At 67.4% G+C, this 23028-nt stretch carries 19 protein-coding genes and 3 pseudogenes; 10 read left to right on the top strand and 12 right to left on the bottom strand.

From position 1 onward, the window contains the following. Positions 1-31: 31 nt before the first annotated feature. The 4 genes from mimD to FDZ84_RS37065 form a co-directional block, all read right to left on the bottom strand. Positions 32-367: a propane 2-monooxygenase effector subunit MimD gene (mimD, locus tag FDZ84_RS37050; protein ID WP_210435820.1), complete on the bottom strand. Its 336-nt coding sequence runs from the start codon at positions 365-367 to the stop codon at positions 32-34. A gap of 2 nt (positions 368-369) precedes the next feature. Further along, positions 370-1476 carry an aromatic/alkene monooxygenase hydroxylase subunit beta gene (locus tag FDZ84_RS37055; protein WP_168589639.1) on the bottom strand — a complete coding sequence of 369 codons (1107 nt, stop codon included), beginning with the start codon at positions 1474-1476 and terminating at the stop codon, positions 370-372. 83 nt (positions 1477-1559) lie between these two features. Beyond that, on the bottom strand, positions 1560-2603 hold the full coding sequence (locus tag FDZ84_RS37060) for a 2Fe-2S iron-sulfur cluster-binding protein (RefSeq protein WP_168590633.1): 1044 nt from the start codon (positions 2601-2603) through the stop codon (positions 1560-1562). Positions 2604-2681: 78 nt separating this feature from the next. After that, positions 2682-4313, bottom strand: a complete 1632-nt coding sequence (locus FDZ84_RS37065; protein WP_168589640.1) for a methane monooxygenase — start codon at positions 4311-4313, stop codon at positions 2682-2684. 330 nt (positions 4314-4643) lie between these two features. On the opposite strand from FDZ84_RS37065, the gene FDZ84_RS37070 reads away from it, so the two are divergent. Both FDZ84_RS37070 and FDZ84_RS37075 read left to right on the top strand, forming a co-directional pair. After that, complete coding sequence (locus FDZ84_RS37070; protein WP_210435361.1) at positions 4644-6416, top strand: sigma-54-dependent Fis family transcriptional regulator; 1773 nt, start codon at positions 4644-4646, stop codon at positions 6414-6416. A gap of 250 nt (positions 6417-6666) precedes the next feature. Continuing rightward, positions 6667-7203 (top strand): iron-sulfur cluster assembly protein, encoded by a 537-nt coding sequence (locus tag FDZ84_RS37075; RefSeq protein ID WP_210435362.1) that lies wholly within the window; start codon positions 6667-6669, stop codon positions 7201-7203. Positions 7204-7329: 126 nt separating this feature from the next. Here FDZ84_RS37075 and FDZ84_RS37080 read toward each other — a convergent pair whose 3' ends face one another. The 4 genes and pseudogenes from FDZ84_RS37080 to FDZ84_RS38375 all read right to left on the bottom strand — a co-directional run. Continuing rightward, a complete protein-coding gene (locus FDZ84_RS37080) occupies positions 7330-8517 on the bottom strand; it encodes a hypothetical protein (RefSeq protein ID WP_168589642.1) in 1188 nt (395 codons plus the stop codon). 494 nt (positions 8518-9011) lie between these two features. Next, a pseudogene (locus FDZ84_RS39800) lies at positions 9012-9141 on the bottom strand (alpha/beta fold hydrolase); the annotation flags it as partial. 151 nt (positions 9142-9292) lie between these two features. Beyond that, positions 9293-9475 carry a hypothetical protein gene (locus FDZ84_RS37090; RefSeq protein ID WP_168584127.1) on the bottom strand — a complete coding sequence of 61 codons (183 nt, stop codon included), beginning with the start codon at positions 9473-9475 and terminating at the stop codon, positions 9293-9295. Positions 9476-9528: 53 nt separating this feature from the next. Next, positions 9529-9684: pseudogene (locus FDZ84_RS38375) on the bottom strand (alpha/beta fold hydrolase); the annotation flags it as partial. A 114-nt stretch (positions 9685-9798) separates the two neighbouring features. Between FDZ84_RS38375 and FDZ84_RS37100 the strand changes: the two are divergent. After that, a complete protein-coding gene (locus FDZ84_RS37100; RefSeq protein WP_168587112.1) occupies positions 9799-11067 on the top strand; it encodes an IS4 family transposase in 1269 nt (422 codons plus the stop codon). 432 nt (positions 11068-11499) lie between these two features. Here the strand turns inward: FDZ84_RS37100 and FDZ84_RS37105 are convergent, their stop codons facing one another. Next, complete coding sequence (locus FDZ84_RS37105) at positions 11500-11982, bottom strand: hypothetical protein (protein WP_168584149.1); 483 nt, start codon at positions 11980-11982, stop codon at positions 11500-11502. On the opposite strand from FDZ84_RS37105, the gene FDZ84_RS37110 reads away from it, so the two are divergent. The 5 genes and pseudogenes from FDZ84_RS37110 to FDZ84_RS37130 all read left to right on the top strand — a co-directional run bounded on the left by FDZ84_RS37110 (position 11944) and on the right by FDZ84_RS37130 (position 17801). Then, positions 11944-12876: an aminotransferase class I/II-fold pyridoxal phosphate-dependent enzyme gene (locus tag FDZ84_RS37110; protein WP_246868687.1), complete on the top strand. Its 933-nt coding sequence runs from the start codon at positions 11944-11946 to the stop codon at positions 12874-12876. The two genes, FDZ84_RS37105 and FDZ84_RS37110, sit on opposite strands and share 39 nt — an antisense overlap. Next, positions 12873-13883: pseudogene (locus FDZ84_RS40410) on the top strand (polyprenyl synthetase family protein). The gene FDZ84_RS37110 and the pseudogene FDZ84_RS40410 overlap by 4 nt, the downstream one beginning before the upstream one ends. A gap of 2 nt (positions 13884-13885) precedes the next feature. Beyond that, complete coding sequence (locus FDZ84_RS37120; protein ID WP_246868688.1) at positions 13886-14899, top strand: UbiA family prenyltransferase; 1014 nt, start codon at positions 13886-13888, stop codon at positions 14897-14899. After that, positions 14896-16557, top strand: coding sequence for a prenyltransferase/squalene oxidase repeat-containing protein (locus FDZ84_RS37125; RefSeq protein WP_168589643.1), 1662 nt, complete (start codon positions 14896-14898; stop codon positions 16555-16557). Before FDZ84_RS37120 ends, FDZ84_RS37125 begins: the two co-directional genes overlap by 4 nt. Next, positions 16554-17801, top strand: a complete 1248-nt coding sequence (locus FDZ84_RS37130) for an NAD(P)/FAD-dependent oxidoreductase (protein WP_168589644.1) — start codon at positions 16554-16556, stop codon at positions 17799-17801. The genes FDZ84_RS37125 and FDZ84_RS37130 overlap by 4 nt, the downstream gene beginning before the upstream one ends. 8 nt (positions 17802-17809) lie before the next feature. Here the strand turns inward: FDZ84_RS37130 and FDZ84_RS37135 are convergent, their stop codons facing one another. Next, entirely contained in the window at positions 17810-18811 is a 1002-nt protein-coding gene (locus tag FDZ84_RS37135; protein WP_168589645.1) for a methyltransferase, read from the bottom strand. Positions 18812-18976: 165 nt separating this feature from the next. Between FDZ84_RS37135 and FDZ84_RS37140 the strand changes: the two genes are divergently transcribed. Beyond that, positions 18977-19816 carry a TauD/TfdA family dioxygenase gene (locus FDZ84_RS37140; protein WP_168589646.1) on the top strand — a complete coding sequence of 280 codons (840 nt, stop codon included), beginning with the start codon at positions 18977-18979 and terminating at the stop codon, positions 19814-19816. A 329-nt stretch (positions 19817-20145) separates the two neighbouring features. On the opposite strand, the gene FDZ84_RS37145 is transcribed toward FDZ84_RS37140, so the two are convergent. Both FDZ84_RS37145 and FDZ84_RS37150 read right to left on the bottom strand, forming a co-directional pair. Further along, positions 20146-20553, bottom strand: a complete 408-nt coding sequence (locus FDZ84_RS37145; protein ID WP_168589647.1) for a hypothetical protein — start codon at positions 20551-20553, stop codon at positions 20146-20148. Positions 20554-21279: 726 nt separating this feature from the next. Further along, positions 21280-21618, bottom strand: a complete 339-nt coding sequence (locus FDZ84_RS37150; protein ID WP_168589648.1) for a hypothetical protein — start codon at positions 21616-21618, stop codon at positions 21280-21282. 243 nt (positions 21619-21861) lie between these two features. Between FDZ84_RS37150 and FDZ84_RS37155 the strand changes: the two genes are divergently transcribed. Next, a complete protein-coding gene (locus FDZ84_RS37155; protein WP_168589649.1) occupies positions 21862-22827 on the top strand; it encodes an RICIN domain-containing protein in 966 nt (321 codons plus the stop codon). The last annotated feature ends 201 nt before the right edge of the window (positions 22828-23028 follow it).

A 23028-nucleotide genomic window follows, 5' to 3' on the forward strand; every position in this document is an offset into this window, starting at 1 on the left:
GGGCCACCGCAGTGGCCCCAGACGGGCACGGTCACTTCGCCGTGAGATCGAACCCGATGTACTCGGCGGCATCCTCGGGGCTGGCGAACAGCAGGGTCTTGTCGTCGAGGTGGACCATGCGTCCGTAGTGGGTGGAGCTGATCTCCTCGAAGATGGAGCCGTCGAACTCTTCGCCCAAAGCCTCGGTGAGCTCGTCGTAGTCGAAGGTGAGCAGACGCTGGCCGTCGACGCGGATCATCGACGGGTACTCCGTTAGCTCCACGCCGTCCTTCGCGCCCATCACTTCCGCAACGACCCGGCCGACGGGGGTGTTCATCAAGGTGACGCCACACATGTTGGAGAACTCGGTGGACGAACCGAATTGCATGTTCACTTGTCCAACTCCTCGGGGATGTCGAGCCCGATGTCATCGAGCAGGGAACGGAACTTGTCCGTGGCGGCGTCGAGACTGGTTGCGAAGGTGACCGCCTTGTCTGCCGGCTGCGACCAGATCGGCTGCAGCGCCCGCGCCGCCGCGAGACACCGCGGCACCCAGGCCACCAGCCAGGTGCGGAATAGCTCCTTGTTCGACTCCCCGTGCTCGCTGTCGCGGACGAGCAACCGGAAGAGGTTGCGGGTATAGGCGAGGTCCCGGTCGTAGTCGTGCTCACCGGTGCCCACGATCGTGGGGGTGATGTAGTCGCCGTTGCCGGCGGCGATCTGCATGACCAGTTCGCTGCGGAACAGAGAACCCACCAGTTGCTCGAAGACGATGTTGGAGCCGAACAGCAGCTCACACCAATCCGGTACCGCGGTCAGCCGCTCGACGACCTCACGGGTGGGCTGCCATTCGGGCGCGGACTGCCAGACCTCCTTGTGCGCTGCCCCGTCGAAGTCCTCAGCAGCCTCCGACAGGTCAAGATTGAACAGCGCCAGGTCCTGAGCGAACCGCATCTTGTGGGCGGCGTTCACCGCGACAGCGGTGTTGATCATGTTCGTCGGACAGGAACGCTGGATGGAGGTGAACACGTGTAGCGCCAGCCCGTTCTCGGCATGCATCCACGCGCCCAGGTTGCGGGCGATGAACGTCAACCACGGGGTGCCCCATGCGTCGTAGACCCGGGCGCGCTTGGCGTTGGACAGGCACAACTCCACCTGGTGGACGACCTTGGAGTTGTTGCGGTAGATGGTCTGGTCCCACTCCTCGTTCGGGTCGCGGAAGGCATGCCAGTTCGCCGACTTCGCGGCCGTCCAGTCCTGCGGGTATCCGCCGGGGCCGTTGCCGAAGCCGTAGATCCACCCCTGGGTCAGGTGCCGGTCGGGGTCGGGCTGTACGTCGACGGTCACGTCCTCGTACATCGTCGAGCGCAACTTGGCCGGCTTGTAGTAGTTGAAGGTGCGGCTTCGGGAGCTGGGGAACTCCAGCGCGCCGGCCTCGGAGTCGGTGAATTCGATCTTGGGGAAGCTGCGTTGCCTGGTTCCGGTGGTTTCAGTCATCTCGTTTCTCAGTTCTTGTCGGCGAAGAAAGGAAGATGGGTTCCCGCTGCGACTACTCGAAGGCTGGTGGGTTCCTGCTGCGCCTACTCGAAGGCTGGGCTGGTGAACTTGTCGTAGAAGATCTGATCCTTCGGGGTGTTGTTCGCCTCGAGCAGTTCGAGCGCCGCATCCACCATCGGCGGCGGCCCACACAGGTAGACCTCGGACTTGCCGATGTCCGGTTCACGGCGACTGACGACGTCGGTGACATTGCCTTCCTCGACGGCGATCTGGCCCGAGGGCCACGGGTCCGTCGATTCCGAGAGGCAGGCCACGAACGTGAAGCCCGTCAGGTTCTTCCCGAGCTCGAGGATCTCGTCGAGGTAGAACAGGTCTCGTGGGGTGCGGGCTCCGTAGTAGAAGTGCACCTGCCGGGTGTTGCCCGTTTCGCTCATGTGCCGCAGCAGCGACAGAATCGGCGCCATCCCTGCTCCGCCTCCGATGAAGACAATCGGCAGGACGTGCCCCTCTTTGAGGGTGAACGACCCGTAGGGGCCGGTCAGGGAGATCTCGTCACCCACCGAGATCCCGTCCTCGAGCAGGCCGGCGAACTTGCCGCCCGGGTACTTCTTGATGAGGAATTCGACCTGTCCCGGCGTCGATTGTGTCGTCGCCATGGAGAAGGACCGGTGTTCCCCCGTTCCCGGGATCTGCAGGTCGGAGTACTGTCCCGGTTTGAACTCGTACGCTACGGGATCGACGGGCTGCAGGCGCAGCGACACGATGTCCTTGGTCATCGGCTCGAGCGCGACCACCTGTGTGCGCACATCCTGGATGGCGACACCGCTGAGTAGTTCGTCCTCGTCGAAGTTCAGCAGTTCGATGGTGCAATCGCTGAAGGCATGTGAGCGGCAGAGCAGCACGAATCCCTCTTCGACCTCGGCGTCGTTACACGCGAAGGTCGAGTAGTTCTCCATCTGAATCTCGCCGTCGAGGACATAGGACTTGCAGGCCGAGCACCGCCCCTCGCGGCAGCCGTGCATCAGGTGAATTCCCTGCCGGAATGCGGCATCGAGGATGTTCTCCTCCTCGCCGACTTCCATCTCGATGTCAACAGGCTCGAAGTTGATACGGTGCATGTCGGCCACGGGTTTGTCTCCTTGGCTCGGAAAATGTGGTGATGCGGGTGGCGCCGGAGTGGACACGACGCCACCCGCCGACCCGGGTCAGGCCGGAACTGCGCCTGCGCGATATGCGGCGATGTGGGCTTCGCGTTCGGCGTCGGACATTTCGTTCAAGAGCACGTTCGGGCTCTGGAACGTGTTGCCCCGCACGTCGTCGAGAGTCCACAGCTTCTTCGGGTCGTCCAGATCGAGATGCGGCTGGCCCACGAGTGTCTTCCCGTCGTCGCGGACGTACCCGAGATCGGAGACGATGTCGGCGAGATCCTTACCGTGGTGCAGGGTTTCCCACTCACGGAATCCGGTCAGCCGGCCCATGTTCGGCGTCGGCCTGCCCTGGTACTCGCCACGGAAAGCGACGGCGTCGGTCCAGTAGCAGGTTTCCGAGCAGTAGGTCCGCCACTGGTCGTCGACCTTTTCCACGACCATGTCCTCGCGGATGAGCGCGGGCACCATGCAGGTCCAGCACCGGTGCGGGTACTGGTACCCGACCTCCTCGAACGCGATCGGCTTGTTCCGGCCGGGGTAGGCGAGCCGGTTGTACTCTTCCCACCACTTGCCGTACTTCGAGTACCAGCCGGGGTACTTGTGCTCGAACCACTCGAAGTCGGCGTCGGTCATCGCGTCGATCCGCCAGTAGTTGACCGGCCACCCGGTGGCGAAGAACCGGGCCACCTCGTGGACGTAGCCCTTGTCGACGATGCGCTTCCATGCCTCCTCGACCAGGTCGTGCGGAATCGTCAGCCCGTACTTCTCGAGCGGGATGAGGTAACTGCGGTAGTAGTCGTCGTAGATCCACCGACGCCACATCTCGGCATAGCTCTCCCGATCCTTGCGGCGGTCCTTCGTGCCGTACTCGATGAACGTGCCGATCGCGGCGTCGACCACGCAGTGGTTGTTCCACCACGCGTACCGCAGGTCCCGCTCGAGCAGCGGACGGTTCCGTTCGTCGGCGAGCGCCATGAGCAGGATCGAGTAGCCGTTGGAGATGTGCCGCGACTCGTCCGACTGCACCGAATGGAACACGGTCGGCAACAGGTAGTCACCGTTGGCCGCGGCCTCGTCGGGCATAGCCACGAACAGCGTGTTCGTGAACGCGGTCTCCGCGACCACGGTCAGGTAGATGTTCGCCGCGGTGATGGCGTCACCGGTGATGAACCCTTCACCGAACTGCCGGCCGATGGTGCCCGCGTAGTTGTTCGCGAACGCCTTCTCCGTCATGTCGAACCCGGCGGGGTCGATGTAGTTGTTCATGTACAACTTTTTGAGGTTCATCTGAATCGTCGAGTGGCGAACCTCGTCGATCATCTGCACCGCGAGCCCGTTGTGGATCTCCGGGTTGGGTACGGCATCGATGGCCATCGGCATTGCCCGCGCGGCCGAGATCTCCGGGAACGGGATGATCGACAGGAACAACTTCTGCCACTCGAGCCACCGCTGCTGCACCTGACGGAACATGTTGCCGCGGATGGCCCCGTCCATGGCGCCGTATACGCGGTTGTCCTTCTCCTCCTCCATCGGGAAGTAGGACCGCATGATCTGCTTGAGCGGGTCCTTCTTCGGGGCCTTCTCGAAGGTGTAGTCGGTGCCGAACCTGGTCGCCGGAGTGGCGAACGTCGGCTCCCACGAGAGCTCGGTGATCTTCTTGTGAGCTTTGCTCAGGCTCTGCCTGCTCAACGCCTGCCTCCCGGGTGGGATGGGTTCTTGGTCCGACGACGGGCCGCAGCTGAGGGACGATTCGATGCCGTGTTCGACACTTGGCATCGCCGCGTTCGACACTTGGCATCGCCGTGTTCGACACTTGGCATCGCCGTGTTCGACGCCCGTCATCTCCTTGTTCGACGCCCGTCATCGCGGTGAAATGGAACCCCGCAGCAGGCTGTGGCGAGCGTCTCAATCTGAGACCTATCTCACGTTGAGACGTGGCTACCGTGCCCGAGAACCGGGCAGGGCGGCCCGCGGTGCGCGGAACCGCGCCTGCCGGCGGCCGGAATCGAGAGGACAGACATGCCACGTCGCCTACCGATCAATACCCGAGAGGTGCAGGAAGCGCGCGAGCGGTTCCTGAGCACACACGAACCCGATAGCACCGTCGTGCGAGAGAGCATCCTGACCTCGTGGCGCCGCTCGCAAGCGTTGCGCGTGCAGGTCGACTCGCCACACCTGCCCTTCGTGCGGGAACCGAACCTCGACAGCCCGCTCGCCACGGCCGCCGCGCCGGTGCTCCGGCAGCTGGCCGACGGGCTGGCCGACGAGGCGGTAAGCGTTATCTTGACCTCGGCCGATGGAGTCGTACTGACCAGGATCGGCGCGAGCAGGGGCCTCAGTCGCCACCTCGACGCCGTCCAGCTGGCTCCCGGATACAGCTACGCCGAGGAATTCGTCGGCACCAACGGGATCGGCACCGCCCTCGAAACCCGTGCGCCGACGTTGGTGATGGGTTCCGAACACTACGCCGAGCAGCTTGGCCGCCTGGCCTGCGCCGGCGTCCCGATCACCCACCCGATATCCGGCACCCTCATCGGCGCGCTCGACCTGACGGGCTGGGTCGACGACGGCGGCGGCTCCCTGCTGGCCACGCTCGCCAAAACCGCCACCAATCAGATCGAGGGGCGACTACTCGCGCAGGCCAGCAAGCAAGAGACCGCGCTGCTCAACGCCTACATGAGGGCCTGCCGCCGCTCCCCACAGCACGGTGTGCTGGCCTTCGGTCACGACCTCGTCCTGATGAACCGGCACCTGCGCCAAGAGCTGGACGCTCGGGACCAGGCCGCCCTGCTCGAGCACGCGGTGGACTCGACCGCGACCACCGCTCCCCGCCTCGTCGCCACCCTGCCGAGTGGGCAAACCGTCCGGCTCTGCAGCGCCGAAGATTTTCCCCAGGTAAGCCGCGCCACGATGGCCCTGTTCCACGTGCACCTGATCGTCGAAGCGTCCCCGGCCTTCGTTTCCGCCGCCGTGCAGGCCCCCCCGCTGCCGGGCGTCGTCGGCTCGAGCGTCTCGTGGCGCCGCAGCTGCCAGCAGATCGCGCGTTGCGTACGTGAGGGGCGGTGGGTCGTGGTCTCCGGGGAGCCCGGTGCCGGTCGCTGCGAAACGCTCAAAGCAGCGGCAGCACAATACAACCCATCCGCAATTACGCGGGTTCTCTCGGCGGCCGATCTCCGTGGTCCCGCCGGCGACCGAATCCTTGCCCAAGAACTCGACAGGGAGCGCTTCAGCATCATCCTGCGCGACCTCGACACGCTGGGGCAGGCTCGGCTGGCCGTCCTCGCCGACCTGTTCCAAGGACGCGAGCACGCCGGTTGGGTCGGCGCAACCATCAGCACCGCAAGTCACGACACCACCCTCGAAGCGCTGATCTTGCCTTTCTTCGGCGAGACCGTGCCCGTGCCCGCGCTGCGCCACCGCATCGAGGACCTCCACGAACTGGTGCCGCACCTGCTCCGTCGGCTCGGTCACGGCGCCGACCTGACCGTCCCACCTCAGACGATGCGGCAACTGTCCAAGTACAGCTGGCCCGGCAACGTCGCGCAGCTGGGTCAGGTGCTGCATGAGGTGATCCAGCGGCAACGTTCCGGAACCATCGGCGTCGATCAGCTGCCACCGGTGTGTCGCGCCCTGTCACGCCGCACGCTCACCCAGATCGAGGCCCTCGAACGAGACGCCATCGTTCGCAGCCTCGCGGAGAACCGGGGAAACAAGAAAGACGCGGCCGCCGCGCTCGGCGTCTCCCGCGCAACGATCTACCGCAAGATCAAAGAATTCGGCATCGACCTCTGACCGGACTTCCGTGGGGCAGATGTAGGTGGCCGTGACGCGGCGAAATTGCGAGGATTGTCTCATATTGAGATATACAAAAGCTCATGGTCGGTGTTTGATTCCCGTCATCCCGGGCTCCGCGACAACCTCGGGAACGTCCCGGCGCACACGGCTGCAGGCGCCGCGTTATCGCACGACCACGAAATCTCAGGCGGTGTGGGCAATAGCCAGCCAACGCCGGGGAGGAGCTCCGTTGAGGATGAACGCTGAAATGAACAGCAGTCTGCTTCGGCAGGTGTGGGATGTCCTGGGGGGAATCCATCCACCGGGTGAGCAGCATTCCCTGACCGAACTTGGCTTTGTCACGGCGGTTTCCACTAACGGTGTGGATGTGCGAATCCTCCTGCGCGTCCCCAAAGCCATGTGCTGGACGGAAGGGCAAAGTCAGTTGCTGGCCGACCTCGAAAAGGCCGTCCGCGGGATGCTGACGCTTGGTAAAGTCGAACTGACGGTGAAACCATACAAAGGCGTTCTGGACATCTCAGATCCTCTTCCATGCACGACCATGATCAGCGACCACGGGAGTGACGCGTCCGCTTTCCACCCGGCCGCACCGGCCACAGGGCCCGTTGATCACTACGGTTGCCTCGCCGATGCCGTCGACTCTGGCTGGGTCATCGACGACGTCGAACAAACCAAGGGCCGGTGCGGGTCGCGCAACCATGAGCTCCGCACTGCCAGCGTGCGCGTCGTCATCCGCGCACGCGTTGAACAGCACAGCTGCAGCCCGGCTTGGGCCCGGGACTGACGGCGCTGCGTCGTGCGACGAGCAAAGCCCGTAACTGCCCTGCGGGGCCCGTGCGCGCTTCGGGAGTGGCGGTCGCATCACCGGGAAAATACCGCGCTATAGGGGGCTACAGGGAGGCTATAGGGGCTACAGGGGCACTTTCCGCGTCCACCGGAACGGATTTGCCCCTGCGTCTCCCTTGTGCCGGTCTGTTTCCCGGCGCGGCTTAGGCAGCCCGCAGGCGTGCAGGCTGCCGCCCGTGCTGGGCAGGAGCGTCCCGAGCGGATGCAGCCCCACGGCCTGCAGATCCAGCCCAGCCCGTTCGGCGACTGTCCGCGCCGCGGAAAGAATGCGGGACTCGGCGGGATCCTCCACGCATATCAGCAATCGCCCAGATCGTCCGTGCAGCTCTGGGCAACCGGCTCGCAGGACTTGCACCACATAGGCCAACCGAACCAACTCGGAGTAACTGGTGACCTGCTCGGTCGCAGCGATGCGGCGCCAGACCGGATCGGCATCGGCTAGAAACCGCAGCGCCTGGCGGGGCGTGGTACCTGGCAACCGGCCGCGGGCAATGTCCGCAATACCGGCCAGCCCCTCGACGCCGACGGCGTGCAGGCCCTCGACGAGACATCGCCGCTCCACCAACGCGTGGACCTGGGCGTTGCGCTGACGCACTAAATCCTGCCAGTATTGCCACAATTCCGGTGCCAGCATTGGCGCACCCTGCTCGTCCAGCAAGGCGGCCAAGTAGTGCAGCCGGGGTATGTCCCAGTCCATTGTGGAAGGCACTCGTATCGCCGCCCACCGCGCTAACGCGCCCGCGAGTCCGGCCAGTGCCGCTGAGGTCGTGGTCTCATATGCGGAAAGCTCCGCGTCGGCCCGCAGAGTGTGCAGGGTGCGCACCTGCTCAGGTTGCGGTGCCCGCGTCAATTCCACCGCTCCCGCCGCTCCCACCGCACACAACGCTCCGGTCCCCCACAGACACAGTCCGGAGGACAGCACCACCTCGTCGACCGCGACCTGACGCGCACGCAACTGCGACAGCCCGGCCGCACGTACCCAGTGCCGGTCATTTTCCTCGCCAAGAGCCACGAACCAGCTGCCGCCCGCTGGTGACGACTCCTCCACCGCTGCTCCGCCCAGCGCCACATCCCGCGCGCCAAGCACGCTAAGCAGGTGCTCCAATCCGCGCCGCGCCCGCCTCAATGACTTGCACTCCGGTGCGCTGGAGTGCAATGTGAACCGCTCGGTCAATTGCACCTTCCCAACGGCGGTCGCGCACCACGGCACCGGAACACCAGCCGTCTGCGGAGACGGCTCGAGTCGCAGCATGTGAAACCTCCTGGCGAGAAGAACTCGGGGAAACGGAAAGCGTCTGACATCACCACCACCGAGCCGGGATGCCGTCGCCTGTCGTCCCTAAAAGAACGCGTGCTACTAGTACAAGTTGGCGATGTGCGACGTGGTCCGATCGAGCTAACGGTGCCTATATGAACAGCTGTTCGTGCACTTTTTTCCGTCGGTCGATGGGTGCATTGCCAGGTGACCTGGTGTCTTTCACGACGCCCGCGCAATGACGTCGGCACACCGCATTAGCAGACTCCACATAGCGTCCGCGAGTTTCATTGAGTGTTTCCCGACCTCTTCTTGCATTGCGGTGCGGGTCGCGGTATCTCAGCGGTGTTCTCGGCTCCGGGAGATCCCGGACTTGTGTTGACCGAGTTGCGCGCAGGAAAGGTGCGCAATGCGAACGATGCGTACTCTCGTCGCGGGTGTCGTTGCGGGAGACGAGCAACGCTCAATCCGTGCGATTTCCGGCAGCAAAAAACGAGAAGCAGACCCGCGACCCGTTGCGGCGCGGCCCGCAGCACCGCCATCGCGACGGGAGCCGCCCATCGAGCATCCGCCCAGGACGACCTGCGGCAGCTCCAACCGGTCCAGCAGGGCCAGGATGTCGGCGGCCGGACTTTCCGCTACCGACCCCACGCGCCGCCGCGGCCAAGGTCGCCACCTGGCCGTGAGTGATTTTGGGCGCCATAGCACCGAAAAACGCTCACGGGCGTTGGGCTGAGCGGATCCGCGGGCCTGCAAGTTCTGCAGGCGACGGTCACCGGGATGTCCACGATGGATCGCAGTTCGGCGGCGATGCGGGACGCCGTCGCCCCCGGCAGGCGAGCAGCGCGCCCCGGTTACGGTCGGGCGAGGTCAGCAGGTCAGTGAGCAGCTCGCCGCGCACCTCGTCCTCCGCTTTCGCCACAGATCGGCGCAGCATCAGCAACAAAGCGGTCACCACCGCCGCCCCGCTCGAAAAGCCGCCGGTCCGCGCTCGCCGTTGCCGACGACAGCCCTGGTGTCCACGAGAAGCAGACCCGCGACCCGTTGCGGCGCGGCCCGCAGCACCGCCATCGCGACGCAGCCGCCCATCGAGCATCCGCCCAGGACGACCTGCGGCAGCTCCAACCGATCCAGCAGGGCCACGATGTCGGCGGCCGGACTTTCCGCTACCGACCCCACGCGCCGCCGCGGCCAAGGTCGCCACCTGGCCGTGAGTGATTTTGGGCGCCATAGCACAATGCCGCTTAGCTTGAGTTGATCTTGTTGTTGGTGGCGGGGATGATCTCGGGTGTGGTGGATGATGGCGTGGTGGCTGGTGCCCGGTTGACGGATCTGGTTTCGCTGGGGGTGCTGGCCTCGTCGGTTCCTCGGGATGTGGTCGATGAAGTGATCGTCGCGGCGGGGCGGCAGGCCAAGCGCTCGGATGGGAAGCTTCCGCCGCACGTCATGGTGTATTTCGTGATGGCGATGGCGTTGTTCGCCACGGAGGATTATGAGGAAGTCGCGGCCCGGCTGACCGATACGCTGGCGGCGTGGGGCTGCTGGGATCAGCAGTGGAGTCTGCCTACTTCGGGTGGGATCACCCAGGCTCGTCAGCGGTTGGGGGCCGAGCCGCTTGCGGAGTTGTTCGCCCGGGTCGCGGTCCCGGTGGCCGGGGAGCTGACCCGGGGTGCGTTTCTCGGGCCGTGGCGGTTGATGGCCATCGACGGGTTCGAGTGGGATGCACCGGACACCAAGGCCAACGGCGCGGAGTTCGGATACGGCGGCTCGGGGGAGAGCCGGTCGGCGTTTCCGAAGGTCCGTGTGGTGTCGGTCAGCGAGTGCGGCTCGCATGCGATGGTGGACGCTGAAATCGGTGGGGTCACCGGCAAGGGCAGCGGGGAACAGACCCTGGCGAGGCGATTGTACGGGCGCCTGCAGCCTGGCTGGTTGCTGATCGCCGACCGCAACTTCTACACCTGGCAGGACTGGTGCACCGCGGCTGACACGGGTGCGGAGCTATTGTGGCGCGTCAAGTCCAACACGAGGCTGCCGGTGCTGGGATCGCTGTATGACGGCTCCTACCGCTCGGTGCTGATCGAGGCGAAAATCCGGGGCAGGGCACGGCAAGCGCTCATCGACGCCGCCGCCCGCGGCGAGGATCTCCCTCCTGATCAGGCCAGGATTGTGCGGGTCGTGGAATACACGGTGCCCGACCGCGACGGCAACGGCAAGGGCGAACTGATCCGGCTGATCACCACTATCACCGACCCCACCGCAGCGCCGGCGGCGGCGTTGGCCGAGAGCTACCACCACCGCTGGGAACACGAAACCGCCAACGGACAGATCAAAACCGTCCTGCGCGGACCGGGAAGAGTGCTGCGGTCGAAAAGCCCCGACATGGTCCGCCAGGAGCTCTACGGCTACCTGCTCACCCACTACGCGATCAGCGCGCTGATCTGCCGGGCGGCCACCGAAGCCGACATCGACCCCGACCGGGTCAAATTCACCCGCACCGTCCGCATCGTCCGCCGCCGGATCGCCGATCCGGCGGCTTTTTCCCCCTGAACACCAGAAACGATCTCTGGCCGCTATCACCTCCGACATCACCGCCGCCCGCAACCTCAATCCCCGCCGCCGCCACCGCAGCTACCCCCGCGTGATCAAACGCGGCCGCCACAACGCCTACCGAGTCAAAAAACCCACCGACACCGGAACCCGCCACGACAGCCCGCCCAGCATCCAACTCACCCACACAGCAGCATGATCAAAATAGGCTAAGCGGCATTGCGCCATAGCACCGAAAAACGCTCACGGTACTCGGTCCTGCATTTCGCACACCCAGGTGGCGGCGAGTTTGTTAATACCCCGGTCCACCCCGATGAAGTCGCGAGGCTCGAACTGTGCCTCCTCAGGTACCTCGCAGGTGGCGAGGAGGAGCCACTTACCGTCCCCGGAAAATCAAGGCCGATTCGCCCTGCCTACGGCCGGCGAGCTTCTTTAGTGCTTCGGGTGCGCCGCAGATCTGGCCCGGCAGGTGCGGGAAGCGCCCGGCTTCGACGTGCTGACCGAGGATCTCGCCGCCTTGGCCGAGCCGCCGACGGAAACACTTTCGTCACGGCCCGGAAACCGGAGTGTGCTCATCGCGCACGCGATGCTACGGAATTGTCGGCCTACCGTCGATTCGCCATCTTGAATGGTGCCCGAAATTCCGGTAACCGTGCCCGGAAAGCAAACCCGATTGCCGATTTTTGTCTGGTGGACAATGCTTTCAGCGGCTTGACAATGATCACGACTGCCCGCAATCTGACGGAGGCTCTGATCTAGAATGTGGTGACAGGCGTTGGAAATACCGTGTGCGGCAACGGAAAGGCCTTCATTCACGTGACTCAGATCATTCATCAGCTGTCCCTGAACGAAAACACTTCCCGACCATTGCCCGGCGTGCTCGAAGCGGCCGAAAGCAGCCTCGGCCGCATGCACCTCACGCTCGACGCGCTGGCCACCGGACTCACCAACGCGATCGCGGAGCGGTTCGCGATCGCGCCGGAGCGGGTGGTCGCCGGCGCCGGTTCGGGGGCCCTGCTCCAGCAGTTCCTCACCGCGCACTCCGGTGCCGGCACTTCTGTCGTGCACGCCTGGCCGTCGTTCGAGCTTTACCCGCTGCTGATCCGCAACGCGCTGGCCGAACCGGTCGCGGTGCCCTCGGACGGAGACTGCCAGGACCTGGCAGCGCTGGCCGCCGCCGTCACTCCGCAGACGAAGATCGTGCTGCTGTGCAACCCGAACAACCCGACCGGCGAGGTGCTCGGCCGCGCCGAGCTGGCGGACTTCCTCGCCGCGCTGCCCCCGCACGTGCTGGTGCTGATCGACGAGGCGTACCGCGAGTTCGCCGACCCGGCGCACATCGCCGACGGGCTCGCCCTCGCGGCAGCCGACGACCGGGTCGCGGTCGTGCGCACGTTCTCCAAGTCCCACGGCCTGCTCGGCCTCCGCGTCGGATACCTGGTGGCGGCCGAACCGGTGGCCGCGGCGTTGCGGCCGATGCTGCCGTTCTACCGGGTGCCGACCGTCGCGCAGGCCGCGGCGCTGGCGGCGCTCGACGCGGAGGACGCGATGCGCGAACGCTGTCGGGTGGTGGCGGCCGAGCGTGACCGCGTGCGGACCGGGCTCCTCGACCTGGGCTGGGACGTGCCGCCCAGCGGCGGGAACTTCCTGTGGCTGCGGCTCGGCGACCGGAACAAGTCCTTTGTGGACCACCTTGCCGCGCGCGGCGTCGTGGTGCGCGAGATCGCCGGCGCCGGGGTGCGCGTGAGCACCGGGACGCCGGAGGCGAACGACGCGTTGCTGGTGCTGGCCAAGGAGTTCGCCAGATGACTGCCCCCGACGCCTTGAGCCACGAGGTCACCTCGTCCCAGGTCGCGGCGGACATCCGGCGCACGCTCACCGCGCGTTGGCCCGCCACCGATGATCGTCTCGACGAAGTCTCCCGCTACGCGCTGCTGTCGCCGGGCAAGCTGCTGCGGCCGCTGATGCTGGCGGCCTCGGCCGAGGCCGTCGGCGGCGATCGCGAAGCGGTGATGCCCGCAGCGCTGGCCGTGGAGTACCTGCACGCGGCGTCGCTGGTGCACGACGACATCATCGACGGCGACGACACCCGCCGTGGCCGGGCATCGGTGCACGCCCGCTACAGCGTGTCCGACGCGATCGTCACCGGGGATGCGTTGATCATCAAGCTGTTCGGCGCGCTTGCCGAATGCGCGGTGCCGGAGGCGAACATCCTGTCCGCAGTGCGCATCCTCGCGCGAGCCGGCGAAGACCTGTGCCGCGGCTAGGTGCAGGAGGCGCTGCTGGTGCCGCCTGCGCACGACACGCCGGGCAGCGGTCTCGCGGCCTACCTCCAGGTGGCCGCGCTCAAGACCGGTGCGCTGTTCCGCGGCTCCTGCCGGGCCGGTGCGGTGCTCGGCGGCGGATCGCCCGGTGCGGTCGACGCCGTCACGGAGTTCGCCGAGCACACGGGCCTCGCCTTCCAGATGTACGACGACCTGCTGCCGTTCCTGGGTGATCCCGCGGTCACCGGGAAACCGGGCACGAGTGACGTGGCGAACCTCCGCCCGACCTTCCCGGTGTTGCTGGCCCACCGCGAGGGAGGACCGGCCGAGCGGTCCCGGATCGAGCAGGTGCTGACCGGCGGGCTCCGGCCGGATGCGGCGCTGGCCGCCTTGCGCGAGGTGGTGGTGGCGACGGGCGCGCTTGACCTCGCACTGGCGCAGGCGCGAGAGGAGGTGCGGCTGGCCAAGTCCGGGCTCGGCGTGCTCCCCGTCGCCGAGGCGGCCGGTCTGCTCGGCGCGGTGGCCGAGCTCGCGGTGCGGAGGGACCGCTGACCGTGGCGCCGGCGATCACGCGACTGTGCCGGCGGATCGGCTGGTCGGTTCTCGCTCACGTGCAGACCTGGCGCCCATACACCTCGTGCTACCCCGCGCTGCTCGGCCTCGCGGGGACCGCGGTGGCCGGGGGCGCGGGCCGTGCGGACGCGCTGGTCGTGGCGGCGCTGGCCCCGACGCTGGGTTGGCTGTCCGGGCACTACCTCGGCGACTACTTCGACCGCAATCTCGACGCGATCGGCAAACCGCATCGGCCGATCCCGTCGGGACGGCTGTCCACCGAGGCCGCGCTGTGCGGTGGCCTGGCGTGCGCGGCGCTTTCGGCCGTGCTGGTGGTGTGGGCGAACTGGCGAATCGTGCCGCTGTTCGTCGTCGCGGTGGCCGGGATCGTCGGCTACAGCAAGGTGTTCAAGAGCCGCGGCATCGCCGGCAACGTCACGCGCGGCGCGCTCACCGCGCTCGCCCTCGTGATCGGCGCAATGGTGGCTGCGCCATGGCCCCCGTGGCCGCTGCTGCCGGTGGCGGCGGGTTTCCTCCTGCACGACACCGCGTCGAATCTGGTGGGAACGGTCCGCGACGTCGACGGCGACCGCGCCGGTGGCTACCGCTCGGTGCCGGTGCGCCGCGGCGTCCGGCACGCGGTCCGGCACGCCCTGCGCCTGTACAGCGGTGGCGTCGCGCTGGTCGTGTTCGGCGCGGTTTGGGCGACAACGGATCCGGCCGCCCAGCTCGCTATCACCGCCGTCGCCGCCGTCATCGGGGCCCGCGCGTTCACGCCGTTGGTGCGCGCGGGCGACGTCGTGGGCGCGCGGACCGCGTTGCGCGCCCACGAACTGCTGGTGGCCGAACGCCTCGCGCTCGCCGCCGCGGTCATCGCAGGTGCCACCGGCAGCCGCTTCGCGCTCGCACTCGTGCTGCCCGTACTGCTGTTCTCGCTGCTCACCCAAGCGCTGATGCGCGCCCGCCACGAGTTCCCGCCCGCCCCTACGGTGGCCGGGAGAAAGGACCCGGCGTGACCTTCCCGCGTTCCGACCAGATCACCGAGGCGATCACCGAGGGCGCCGAGGCGCTGTTCGCCGCACAACGCGAGGACGGGGTGTTCGACTACGGCGGAGCAAGCCTGACCTCGACGCTCGGCACGGTTGGCGCGGTGTGCGCGCTGCACTTCGCCGATCCCGGAGGGGCCGCGGACCTGATCGAGGCAGGCGTCGGCTGGCTCAAGCGCACGCAGGCGGCCGACGGCGGCTGGGCGATGGTGCCCGGCGAGGCGTCCGAGGCCGGGCCGACGGCAGTGGCGTCGGCCGTGCTGCACCTGACAGATCCGCGCGGCAACGCCGCCGCGGTCGGGGCCGGTCAGGAATGGATGCGGGAATTCGGCGGCCTGGAAGCGATCCCGCACGCGGAGGTCGTCGCCTGGTGCCGGCAGTTCTACGGCTTCGCGGGCTGGCTCGACGCGCGCGAGATGCGGCGATTCCCGCTTGAGCTGGCGCTGCTGCCCGGGCTGTACCGGCGGCTGTTCGACCTGCGCGCGCCGATGGTCTCCGCGCTCGGCCTGGCCCAGGCGCGGCACAAACCGCTGACCCGGCTGCAGCGGTCGTTGGCGAAACTCGCGGAGCCGAACGCGCTCGCGGTGATCCGGCAGGTCTACGAGCACGAGGGCAGCACCGGCGGCTGGTGCGAGGACGCCTGGGTGACCGGTCTGATCTGCGCCGGGCTCGCGCGTGCCGGGCTGGGCGGTGACATGGTCGACGGCGCCGTCGGCTGGTTCCGCCGGATGGCCGCGCCCGACGGCTCGTGGTCGAGCGGGCCGCTGGACCTGACCTGGTCGATGTACGCCACCGCCGGTCTGCTCGAAGCGGGGTACGCAGCGGATCCCCGGCTGGCCGCCGTCAAGGAGCTCTTCCTTCGCCTGCAACAGGATCAGCCTTTCACCGCATTCGGCTGCGCGCCCGGGTTCTGGGGCTGGTCGGGCACTCGCGGCTGGCCCGCGACGCTGGAGACCGGCGAAATCTTGTCCGCGCTGAACCACTTGCCCGGCACGGACCAGGCCGATGCCGTGCGCCGCGGCGTCACCTGGCTGACGCTGCAGCAGGACACCCGCGGCTCGTGGGGCTTGTGCGTGCGAAACACGAAGGTCGCCAACAGCGGACCGTGCCCGCACATGACCGCGCAGGCCGTGGACGGGCTGCTGGACTCGGGCGTGCCCGCCGAAGACCGCCGCGTCCGCCGCGCGCTGCGCTGGCTGGGCAAGGCGCAGAAGCCGGACGGAAGTTTCGAGTCCGTCTGGTACCGCATGCACACCGCGGGCACCTCGGCCGTACTCCAGACTTTCGTCAAAGCCGGTGCGGCAGAGGGCGAACCGGCACGACGCGCGCGGGCGTGGCTCGAACGCACGCGGCTGGCCGACGGCTCGTGGGGCACCGGCGACGGCGAGCCCGGGACCGTCGAGGAGACCGGCTGGGCGGTGTCGGCGCTGCTGGCCGCCGGGGCCGAACCAGATTCCGCGCGGTCCGGTGTGGACTGGCTGCTGGCGCACCGGCTGCCCGCCGGCGGCTGGCCCGCCGCGAACGTCAACGAATACGTGCGGCACGTCTGCCGGTACCCGAATCCCGCGTTAGCCCACGGTCTCGCGCTGAAAGCCCTTGCCCGCTACCGGAAGGCGGTGGCGGGATGAGCTACGACGTCGTGGTGTGCGGCGCCGGCGTCGCCGGGCTGGCGGCGGCGTGCGCGCTGGGCCGGCTGGGTCGGCGCGTGCTGCTGGTGGACAAGCAGGAGCGGGTGCGGCCGGTCGCCAAGGGCGAGGTCTTCCAGCCGGGGGCACTGGCGATCCTGCACGAGTGGGGCGTCGCGCTGCGACTGGAAGCGGCCGGGGCACTGCGGCTCGGGAAGCTGGTCGCCCGCGACGCCGAAGGCCGCGCGCAGATGGCTCTCGACTACGCGCGCCTGCCCGTGCAGCGCAACTGGCTGCTCGCCCACGATTACCCGGCGATCCTCGAAGCGCTTGCGAAATCCCTGCCGGACAACGTCGAGTTCTGCCGTGGAGAACTGGTGACCGGCCTGATTTTCACCGGCGGCCGGGTCACCGGCGTCCGGATCGGCGACGACGTCGTCGAGGCAGCGCTCGTGGTGGCTGCCGATGGCGTGTCGTCCCGCCTGCGTCGCGAGGCCGGCATCGAGATCCGCCGCGACGACTACCCGCACCGGCTGGTCGCGCTGGAGCTGCACGACGCACCGGAGGTCGAACCCGACTTCTCCGCCTACGTCACGCCACGCGGGCTACGCCTGCGCTACCCGTTGCCGGCGGGCCGGATCCGGCTCTACGCGCAGACCGGGGCGCACGAGATGCGCGGTCTCAACGCCGGCGGACTGGATCGCTGGGCCACCGACCTGGTCCGGGAGACTCCCGCGCTGGCACCGCTGGAGGCGTCGATCCGCACGCACCTCGCCGCCCGGCAGTTGCTGCCGGTGCCCCGGTTCCTCGCGCCATCGCTCGCCGTCCCGGGCCTGGCGCTGGTCGGGGAAAGCGGGCACACCGTGCACCCGATGGCCGCGCAGGGCATGAACAGCGCGATCGCCGACGCTCACGAGCTCGCCACGATGCTGCGGCAGGGCGGCTCGCTCGCCCCGGCCGCCGTCGACCACGCGCTGGCGCGGTATTCGGCCGCACGCCGGGAGAATCTGGCGCACATCGGCAGAACGAGCCACAACGCGGCGCGGATGATCACGGACCTGTCGTGGGTGGGCCGGTTCGCCGGCCGCCGGGCGCTGCGCGGCACCGGGGGCAACGACCGCATCCGCTACACCGTGATGCACACGATGTCCGGGCTGGGCGTGCACCCGCTGACCCCGCTGGACCGGCTGCACCAGCTGGGGTTGCTGCCGGACCCGCGGGCCCGGCGGCTCCCGTCCTGGGCGTGAGCGCGGTGTCAGCCCGTGCACTCCACGACGACCAGCCCGCTCGGCCAGCGGTGCGTGGCGTGCACCGACAGGCCCGCGGCCGCGGCCAGCGCGTGGAAGTCGTTGACGCTGCGCTCACGACCGCCCAGCAGCGTCAGCGACTGCAGGTCGAACGAGGAGTTGTTCTTCGCGTGCTCCTCACCGGCGAGCACCTCGACGATCGCGACGCGTCCGTCCGGCCCCGCGGCCTCGCCGCAGCGGCGCAGGATCTTCGTGGCGTTCTCGTCGTTCCAGTCGGTCAGCACCCGCGACACCAGCAGCACGTCGTAGCCGGCCGGCAGCGGATCGAAGAAGCTGCCGCCGACGAACTCCGCGCGTTCGGACAACCCCGCCTCGGCGAACGCCTGCTCGGCTTCGGGACGCACCGGTGGCAGATCCAGCACGGCGCCCGTCAGGTGCTGGTGCTTGAGCAGCACCTCCGAGAGCAGTGCCCCCGTGCCACCACCGACGTCGAGCACCCGCCGCACCCCGGACCAGTCGTACTCCGCGGCCACGGCCGGGCCGGTCTGCCAGGCGTGCGCGGCCATGATCGCGCCGAAGAACAGCCGCAGCCGTTCGTCGCGCTGGTAGTCCGCCCAGAACTCGACGTCGTGCACCCGGCCGTACGCGGATTCGCCGGTGCGCACCGAATGCAGCATCCCGGTGTAGGCGAGGTCCATCTTCGTGCCCGGGCCGCCGATGTCGAGCCAGCCGCGCTGCCAGCGGTGGTCCTCGCCGAGCAGTTCGCGCGACAGCGGTGTGAGCCCGTAGGCGCCCGGCGCCGTTTCGGCGAACAGGCCGACGGACACCAGGTGCCGCAGCAGCCGCGCGAGCGAGTCCTCGTCGCACTCGCTCGCGGCGGCCAACTCCGCCAGGCCGGTGGTGCCGGCCTCGACCAACTCCGGCAGCCGCAGGGCGACCGCGGTGCGGATCGCGAACGGGGTCGCCAGGTCCACGAGGCGGGCGAGCTCGGCAGCGGCATCGTGCGGCATGAGCGTCCTTTCGACGAAGGTGTTCGGGGGCCGCCGGAAACGACGTCCGGCACGACCAGAGTGCCGATTCAGAACAATTCCCGTCAACCATCGCCCGAATGTTTTTCCCGGGCGACGAAAGGGCATTTCGCCCTGCCCGAAAACGTCCGAGAAAGGCGGAGAAAAATGACCGAGAACCGTTTCGACGTGCGCCCGGTGTCCGGGGCCCTCGGCGCGGAAGTGCGCGGCGTTCCGCTCGACGCGCTGACCGACTCCGATTTCACCGCGCTGCGGGAACTACTGCTGAACCACCTCGTGCTGTTCTTCCCGGACGCGGCCGGACTCGAACCGGAAGCGCACAAGGCGTTCGGCCGCCGGTTCGGCGAACTGGAGGTGCACCCGTTCCTGCCGAAGCTTCCCGGGCACGACGAGCTGGTGGTGCTGGACTCCGATCAGGGCGCGCGCGCCGACGTCTGGCACACCGACGTCACGTTCAGCCCCTCGCCGCCGATCGCGTCGGTGCTGCAGCTCGTGGAATGCCCGCCGGCAGGCGGCGACACGATGTGGAGCAACCAGTACCTGGCCTTTGAAGCGCTGTCCGCGCCGGTGCGCGACCTGCTCGAAGGGCTCACCGCGGTGCACGTCTTCGAGCACCCGAACGGGTCGTTCCGCAGCGAGGCCGAGCACCCCGTGGTGCGCACGCACCCGGAAACCGGCCGCCGCTCGCTGTACGTCAACCGCATGTTCACCCGCCGAATCCCGCAGCTGACCTCGGGTGAGAGCGACGCGCTGCTGAACCACCTGTTCGAAGTTTCCGAGAGCCCGCAACGGGTTTGCCGCTACCGCTGGATCCCCGGCGCGGTAGCGGTCTGGGACAACCGAGCGACCCAGCACTACGCCGTGAACGACTACACCGGCCGCCGGGTCGGCCGCCGCGTCACGGTGCTCGGCGACAAGCCCGTCGGCGAACCGGCCCGCTGGCCCCACCACGAGGAGGGCGTGCTCAGCGCGTCGACCAGTAAGTGAGCCTTGCGATGTGGTCCGCCGACGAACCCGTCGGCGGACCACATCAAAGGGCAAGCCCGCCGACCGCGTTTCCGAGCCTCGTCGGCTCAGGAAGCCACGATTTGAAGCCGCGCGCCGCGATCTTGCAATGTCCACAAGAGAGCGACCAGTGCCCGTCCGGTCGTGAGTGGCAATGCCGGTTCTTACCGGAACCACCACTCACGACCAGTGCCCGTCCGGTCGTGAGTGACAATCCCCGGACACGCCTAGCCCACGGAAGAAGCAGAAGAGCCCAAAAGGGCCGCGGGCGGAACCGATGTCGCGCCCGCGGCCGTGCACTACTGGCCGGATCACCACTTCGCCATCGTGGGCCTGCTAACGGTGCCCTGCGCACCGAGACCCAGGCCGTCCTTACTGTTGTACGAGGCGGCACCGACGTGGAACGTCGACCCGTCGGGGCGAATGCCCCACACGTCGACCGGGGCGTCAACGCCGTGGGTGCTGAGCCTGTGAATCCAGCAGTTGCCCGGCCGCTGAACGGTACTGGACATGCCGACCGTGGTCATGCCGCCGCCGAGTTCGGCCGGGTGAACTTCCACGTAGGCGGAGTAGTTACCCTGGGCACAGATCTGGATATGCCCCTTCGGAATGGTCGAGGCCGAGGCGGTCGCCACCGTGCCCGTCAGCAGCGCACCGCTGAGTAGACCGGTCGCGCCGAGCCCCACCACGACCCGCTTCACTGCATTCTTCACACCCATGGAGATTCCTTTCAAGAAATATCGGGGCGCCCTGTTCAAGCGCGTTGCCCAGTAGCCAACCAGCCGCCTCGGGCACTCTCAACCGAGAAACTCCATAGCAGGACGAACGGGTATCAAAGAATGCCCGAAAATCTAATTCGACCCACCGTCTCGGCACGACATCGGACCCGTATTCAGAGCGTGTGCCATTTCCAGAACCGGATTTTGTGACTGATCTGTGGGCGGCGTGACCTGCTATTTGGTCCCAAATGCAGGGGCACTCAGTTGCTTCGTCCCACCGAGACCGTCCGGTCAAGCGGACAGCTGCTCGGTGAAGCGGTTGAGATCAGCCGAGGCAGCATCCGCCAGCCGCATCACGTCTTCCTCCCAACCCTTTTCCTGCCGGCCAACTGGGTTTCCGGCCGGAATCCGTTGACCACACCCCCGGGTCGAACGCGATCGCAACACCGCTGTAGCGCAGCTGCGGCGGGAACAGTTCCGTGAGCAGCGAGCCCGTGGCCCGGTGCTGGTCGGCTTGCCGGCATCGCTGCTCGGGTCGGCGGCTTCTTACCGGCGCATCTCGGCGCGGTGACGTCCGCCAAACCAAGCGCTGTCGGCGGATCACGCTGACGACGCAGACTGCCGCTCCGCGATGCGGCCGGAGCGGCAGTAGCTGTTTCAGGAAACTCGGGTCAGCGGAGGATTAGTGTTCACTCCGGTCGAACGCCCTTGGACTCGCGGACGGGCTCAGCACAGGATGATGCGGTCCAGGTACGGGCTAATGCCACGGGACGTGTGGCTGCGGGTTTGACCGGGCGTGATGGAGAAACAGCGACTGTCCGCACCTCGTGCCATGATCAGTTGGACCCGGTAGTTGCGCTTGCACGAGTTGGTGACCCACACCGTGGTGTAGATTTTCCCCTTCTTCTCCTTGTCCAGCATGCACTTGGGTGCCGTGGTTTCCATCGGAGCAATCCCGGAATCGGCTACCGGATTCGCGGCCGCGGCAGGGCCGAGAGCCGTGATGGCCGAGAACGCCATCAGGAAGACGGCGGCGGTCGCGCGCCAGTTAGCGGTGCTGCGCATGTATTTTCCCTTCGCATTCTGTTGCGATTTCCTTCATCCCCGTCGAGAAACGGGCAGGCGGAACGTCGAAATCTTGCTGGCGCGACCGAGTCCACGTCAACACAAGCGCCCTGTCCCGGAAGGTCCGATTCGATAACGGCTGATCAGCGCCTTGTCCGGATGCGCGTCCGGCCTCGCGCCGCCGATCTCGGACAGCTCGAATGGACGATGCCGAGTGATGCGCGACCGACGAAGATGGCAGGTATGGAAATCCTGGGGGTAAAGCCGCGCGACGCCGTGGAGTTCGTAGCGCTGATGCGACGGCTCAAGCAAGAATCACAGCTGACCTACCGGCAATTGGAGGAGCGTGCGGCCGCGCGTGGTGAGATTTTGGCGCGCAGCACCTTGGCCGACGTTCTAGGCGGAAAGAGGCTGCCGCGTCCGGAATTACTGACTGCCTTCGTGCACGCCTGCGGGCGCGGAAGCGAAGCGACGGCATGGCTTGATGCGTTGGACGTGATCGCTCGCGGGGAAGCACTCGAACATGGGTTGGACAAAGCCGACCCCGCACCCACAGAACCGGCCGAAGCAGCGCCAACAGAACCGGTCAGGCACGGACAACCGAGCGACAAGAGGTTCAAAGGGCATCTCCTGCCACTGACAATGGCCGCCGCGTTCGGAGCCGTTACCGCGTCGGTTGCCTGGATGCTGATCCCATTCGGCCGGCCAGCCGGGGACGTCCAGCACACGGAGTCCACCACTTCGGGTATCTGGTCAACACTGCCGCGTGGGTGGGTACGACTGCGCCCCGTTACGGCTCTTCACCTGTGCCTGACCGATGGGCGGGTCCAGAACTACCGGTATGTCCCGCTGGTGGCGGTGCAGCGCCCGTGCGACGAAGTGGCGCCGCAAACTACCCTGCTGGAGCCCACGGGTGAAGGTAATTACCGCATCCAGTGGCACCACCCCGACTACGGCAGGGGCTGCCTGAAGGCACTGTCCGAGGGGCCCGGGGCCGGACTGCTGGAACCAAGGGACGACTGCGAACAAGGCAGTTCTTTCGAGATCGAACCCAGCGGACTGTATGGGAGTGGACAGTACGTGCTCCGGGTGAAGGGCCAGGGGTGCGTCGGCATCGTCGGCTCGAGCACCGCCGAAGGCACCGAAGCAGAAATGGAACCGTGCGTGGGAAAAGGTGGTCAGGTGTTCGTCATCGATCTCCTACCATGAATCCGCAACGAAGTCGTGAGTGCGAAAGCGGCCTCCAGTCCGTTTTCGCACTCACGACCGGAACGGACCGCGTGCCACGGCATTCGCCCGGTTGCGCAACTTCAGCCTGCCGAGGATCACCGGCCCCGAGTCGGGCGCTCCGACTACCCGCCGGACGTCGAGGTCCGACAGCGCGGAGTTCTCGACGCTCGAGGCGAAATT

The sequence above is a fragment of the Saccharopolyspora sp. ASAGF58 genome, assembly GCF_012277335.1.
Classification (GTDB): domain Bacteria; phylum Actinomycetota; class Actinomycetes; order Mycobacteriales; family Pseudonocardiaceae; genus Saccharopolyspora; species Saccharopolyspora hattusasensis.

Excerpts from the sequence above, each read along its gene's own strand:
- mimD (WP_210435820.1), bottom strand. The coding sequence starts at position 367 with ATGCAATTCGGTTCGTCCACCGAGTTCTCCAACATGTGTGGCGTCACC.
- FDZ84_RS37055 (WP_168589639.1), bottom strand. The coding sequence starts at position 1,476 with ATGACTGAAACCACCGGAACCAGGCAACGCAGCTTCCCCAAGATCGAA.
- FDZ84_RS37070 (WP_210435361.1), top strand. The coding sequence starts at position 4,644 with ATGCCACGTCGCCTACCGATCAATACCCGAGAGGTGCAGGAAGCGCGC.
- FDZ84_RS37075 (WP_210435362.1), top strand. The coding sequence starts at position 6,667 with ATGAACAGCAGTCTGCTTCGGCAGGTGTGGGATGTCCTGGGGGGAATC.
- FDZ84_RS37080 (WP_168589642.1), bottom strand. The coding sequence starts at position 8,517 with ATGCTGCGACTCGAGCCGTCTCCGCAGACGGCTGGTGTTCCGGTGCCG.
- FDZ84_RS37100 (WP_168587112.1), top strand. The coding sequence starts at position 9,799 with ATGATCTCGGGTGTGGTGGATGATGGCGTGGTGGCTGGTGCCCGGTTG.
- FDZ84_RS37130 (WP_168589644.1), top strand. The coding sequence starts at position 16,554 with ATGAGCTACGACGTCGTGGTGTGCGGCGCCGGCGTCGCCGGGCTGGCG.
- FDZ84_RS37135 (WP_168589645.1), bottom strand. The coding sequence starts at position 18,811 with ATGCCGCACGATGCCGCTGCCGAGCTCGCCCGCCTCGTGGACCTGGCG.
- FDZ84_RS37140 (WP_168589646.1), top strand. The coding sequence starts at position 18,977 with ATGACCGAGAACCGTTTCGACGTGCGCCCGGTGTCCGGGGCCCTCGGC.
- FDZ84_RS37145 (WP_168589647.1), bottom strand. The coding sequence starts at position 20,553 with ATGGGTGTGAAGAATGCAGTGAAGCGGGTCGTGGTGGGGCTCGGCGCG.
- FDZ84_RS37150 (WP_168589648.1), bottom strand. The coding sequence starts at position 21,618 with ATGCGCAGCACCGCTAACTGGCGCGCGACCGCCGCCGTCTTCCTGATG.
- FDZ84_RS37155 (WP_168589649.1), top strand. The coding sequence starts at position 21,862 with ATGGAAATCCTGGGGGTAAAGCCGCGCGACGCCGTGGAGTTCGTAGCG.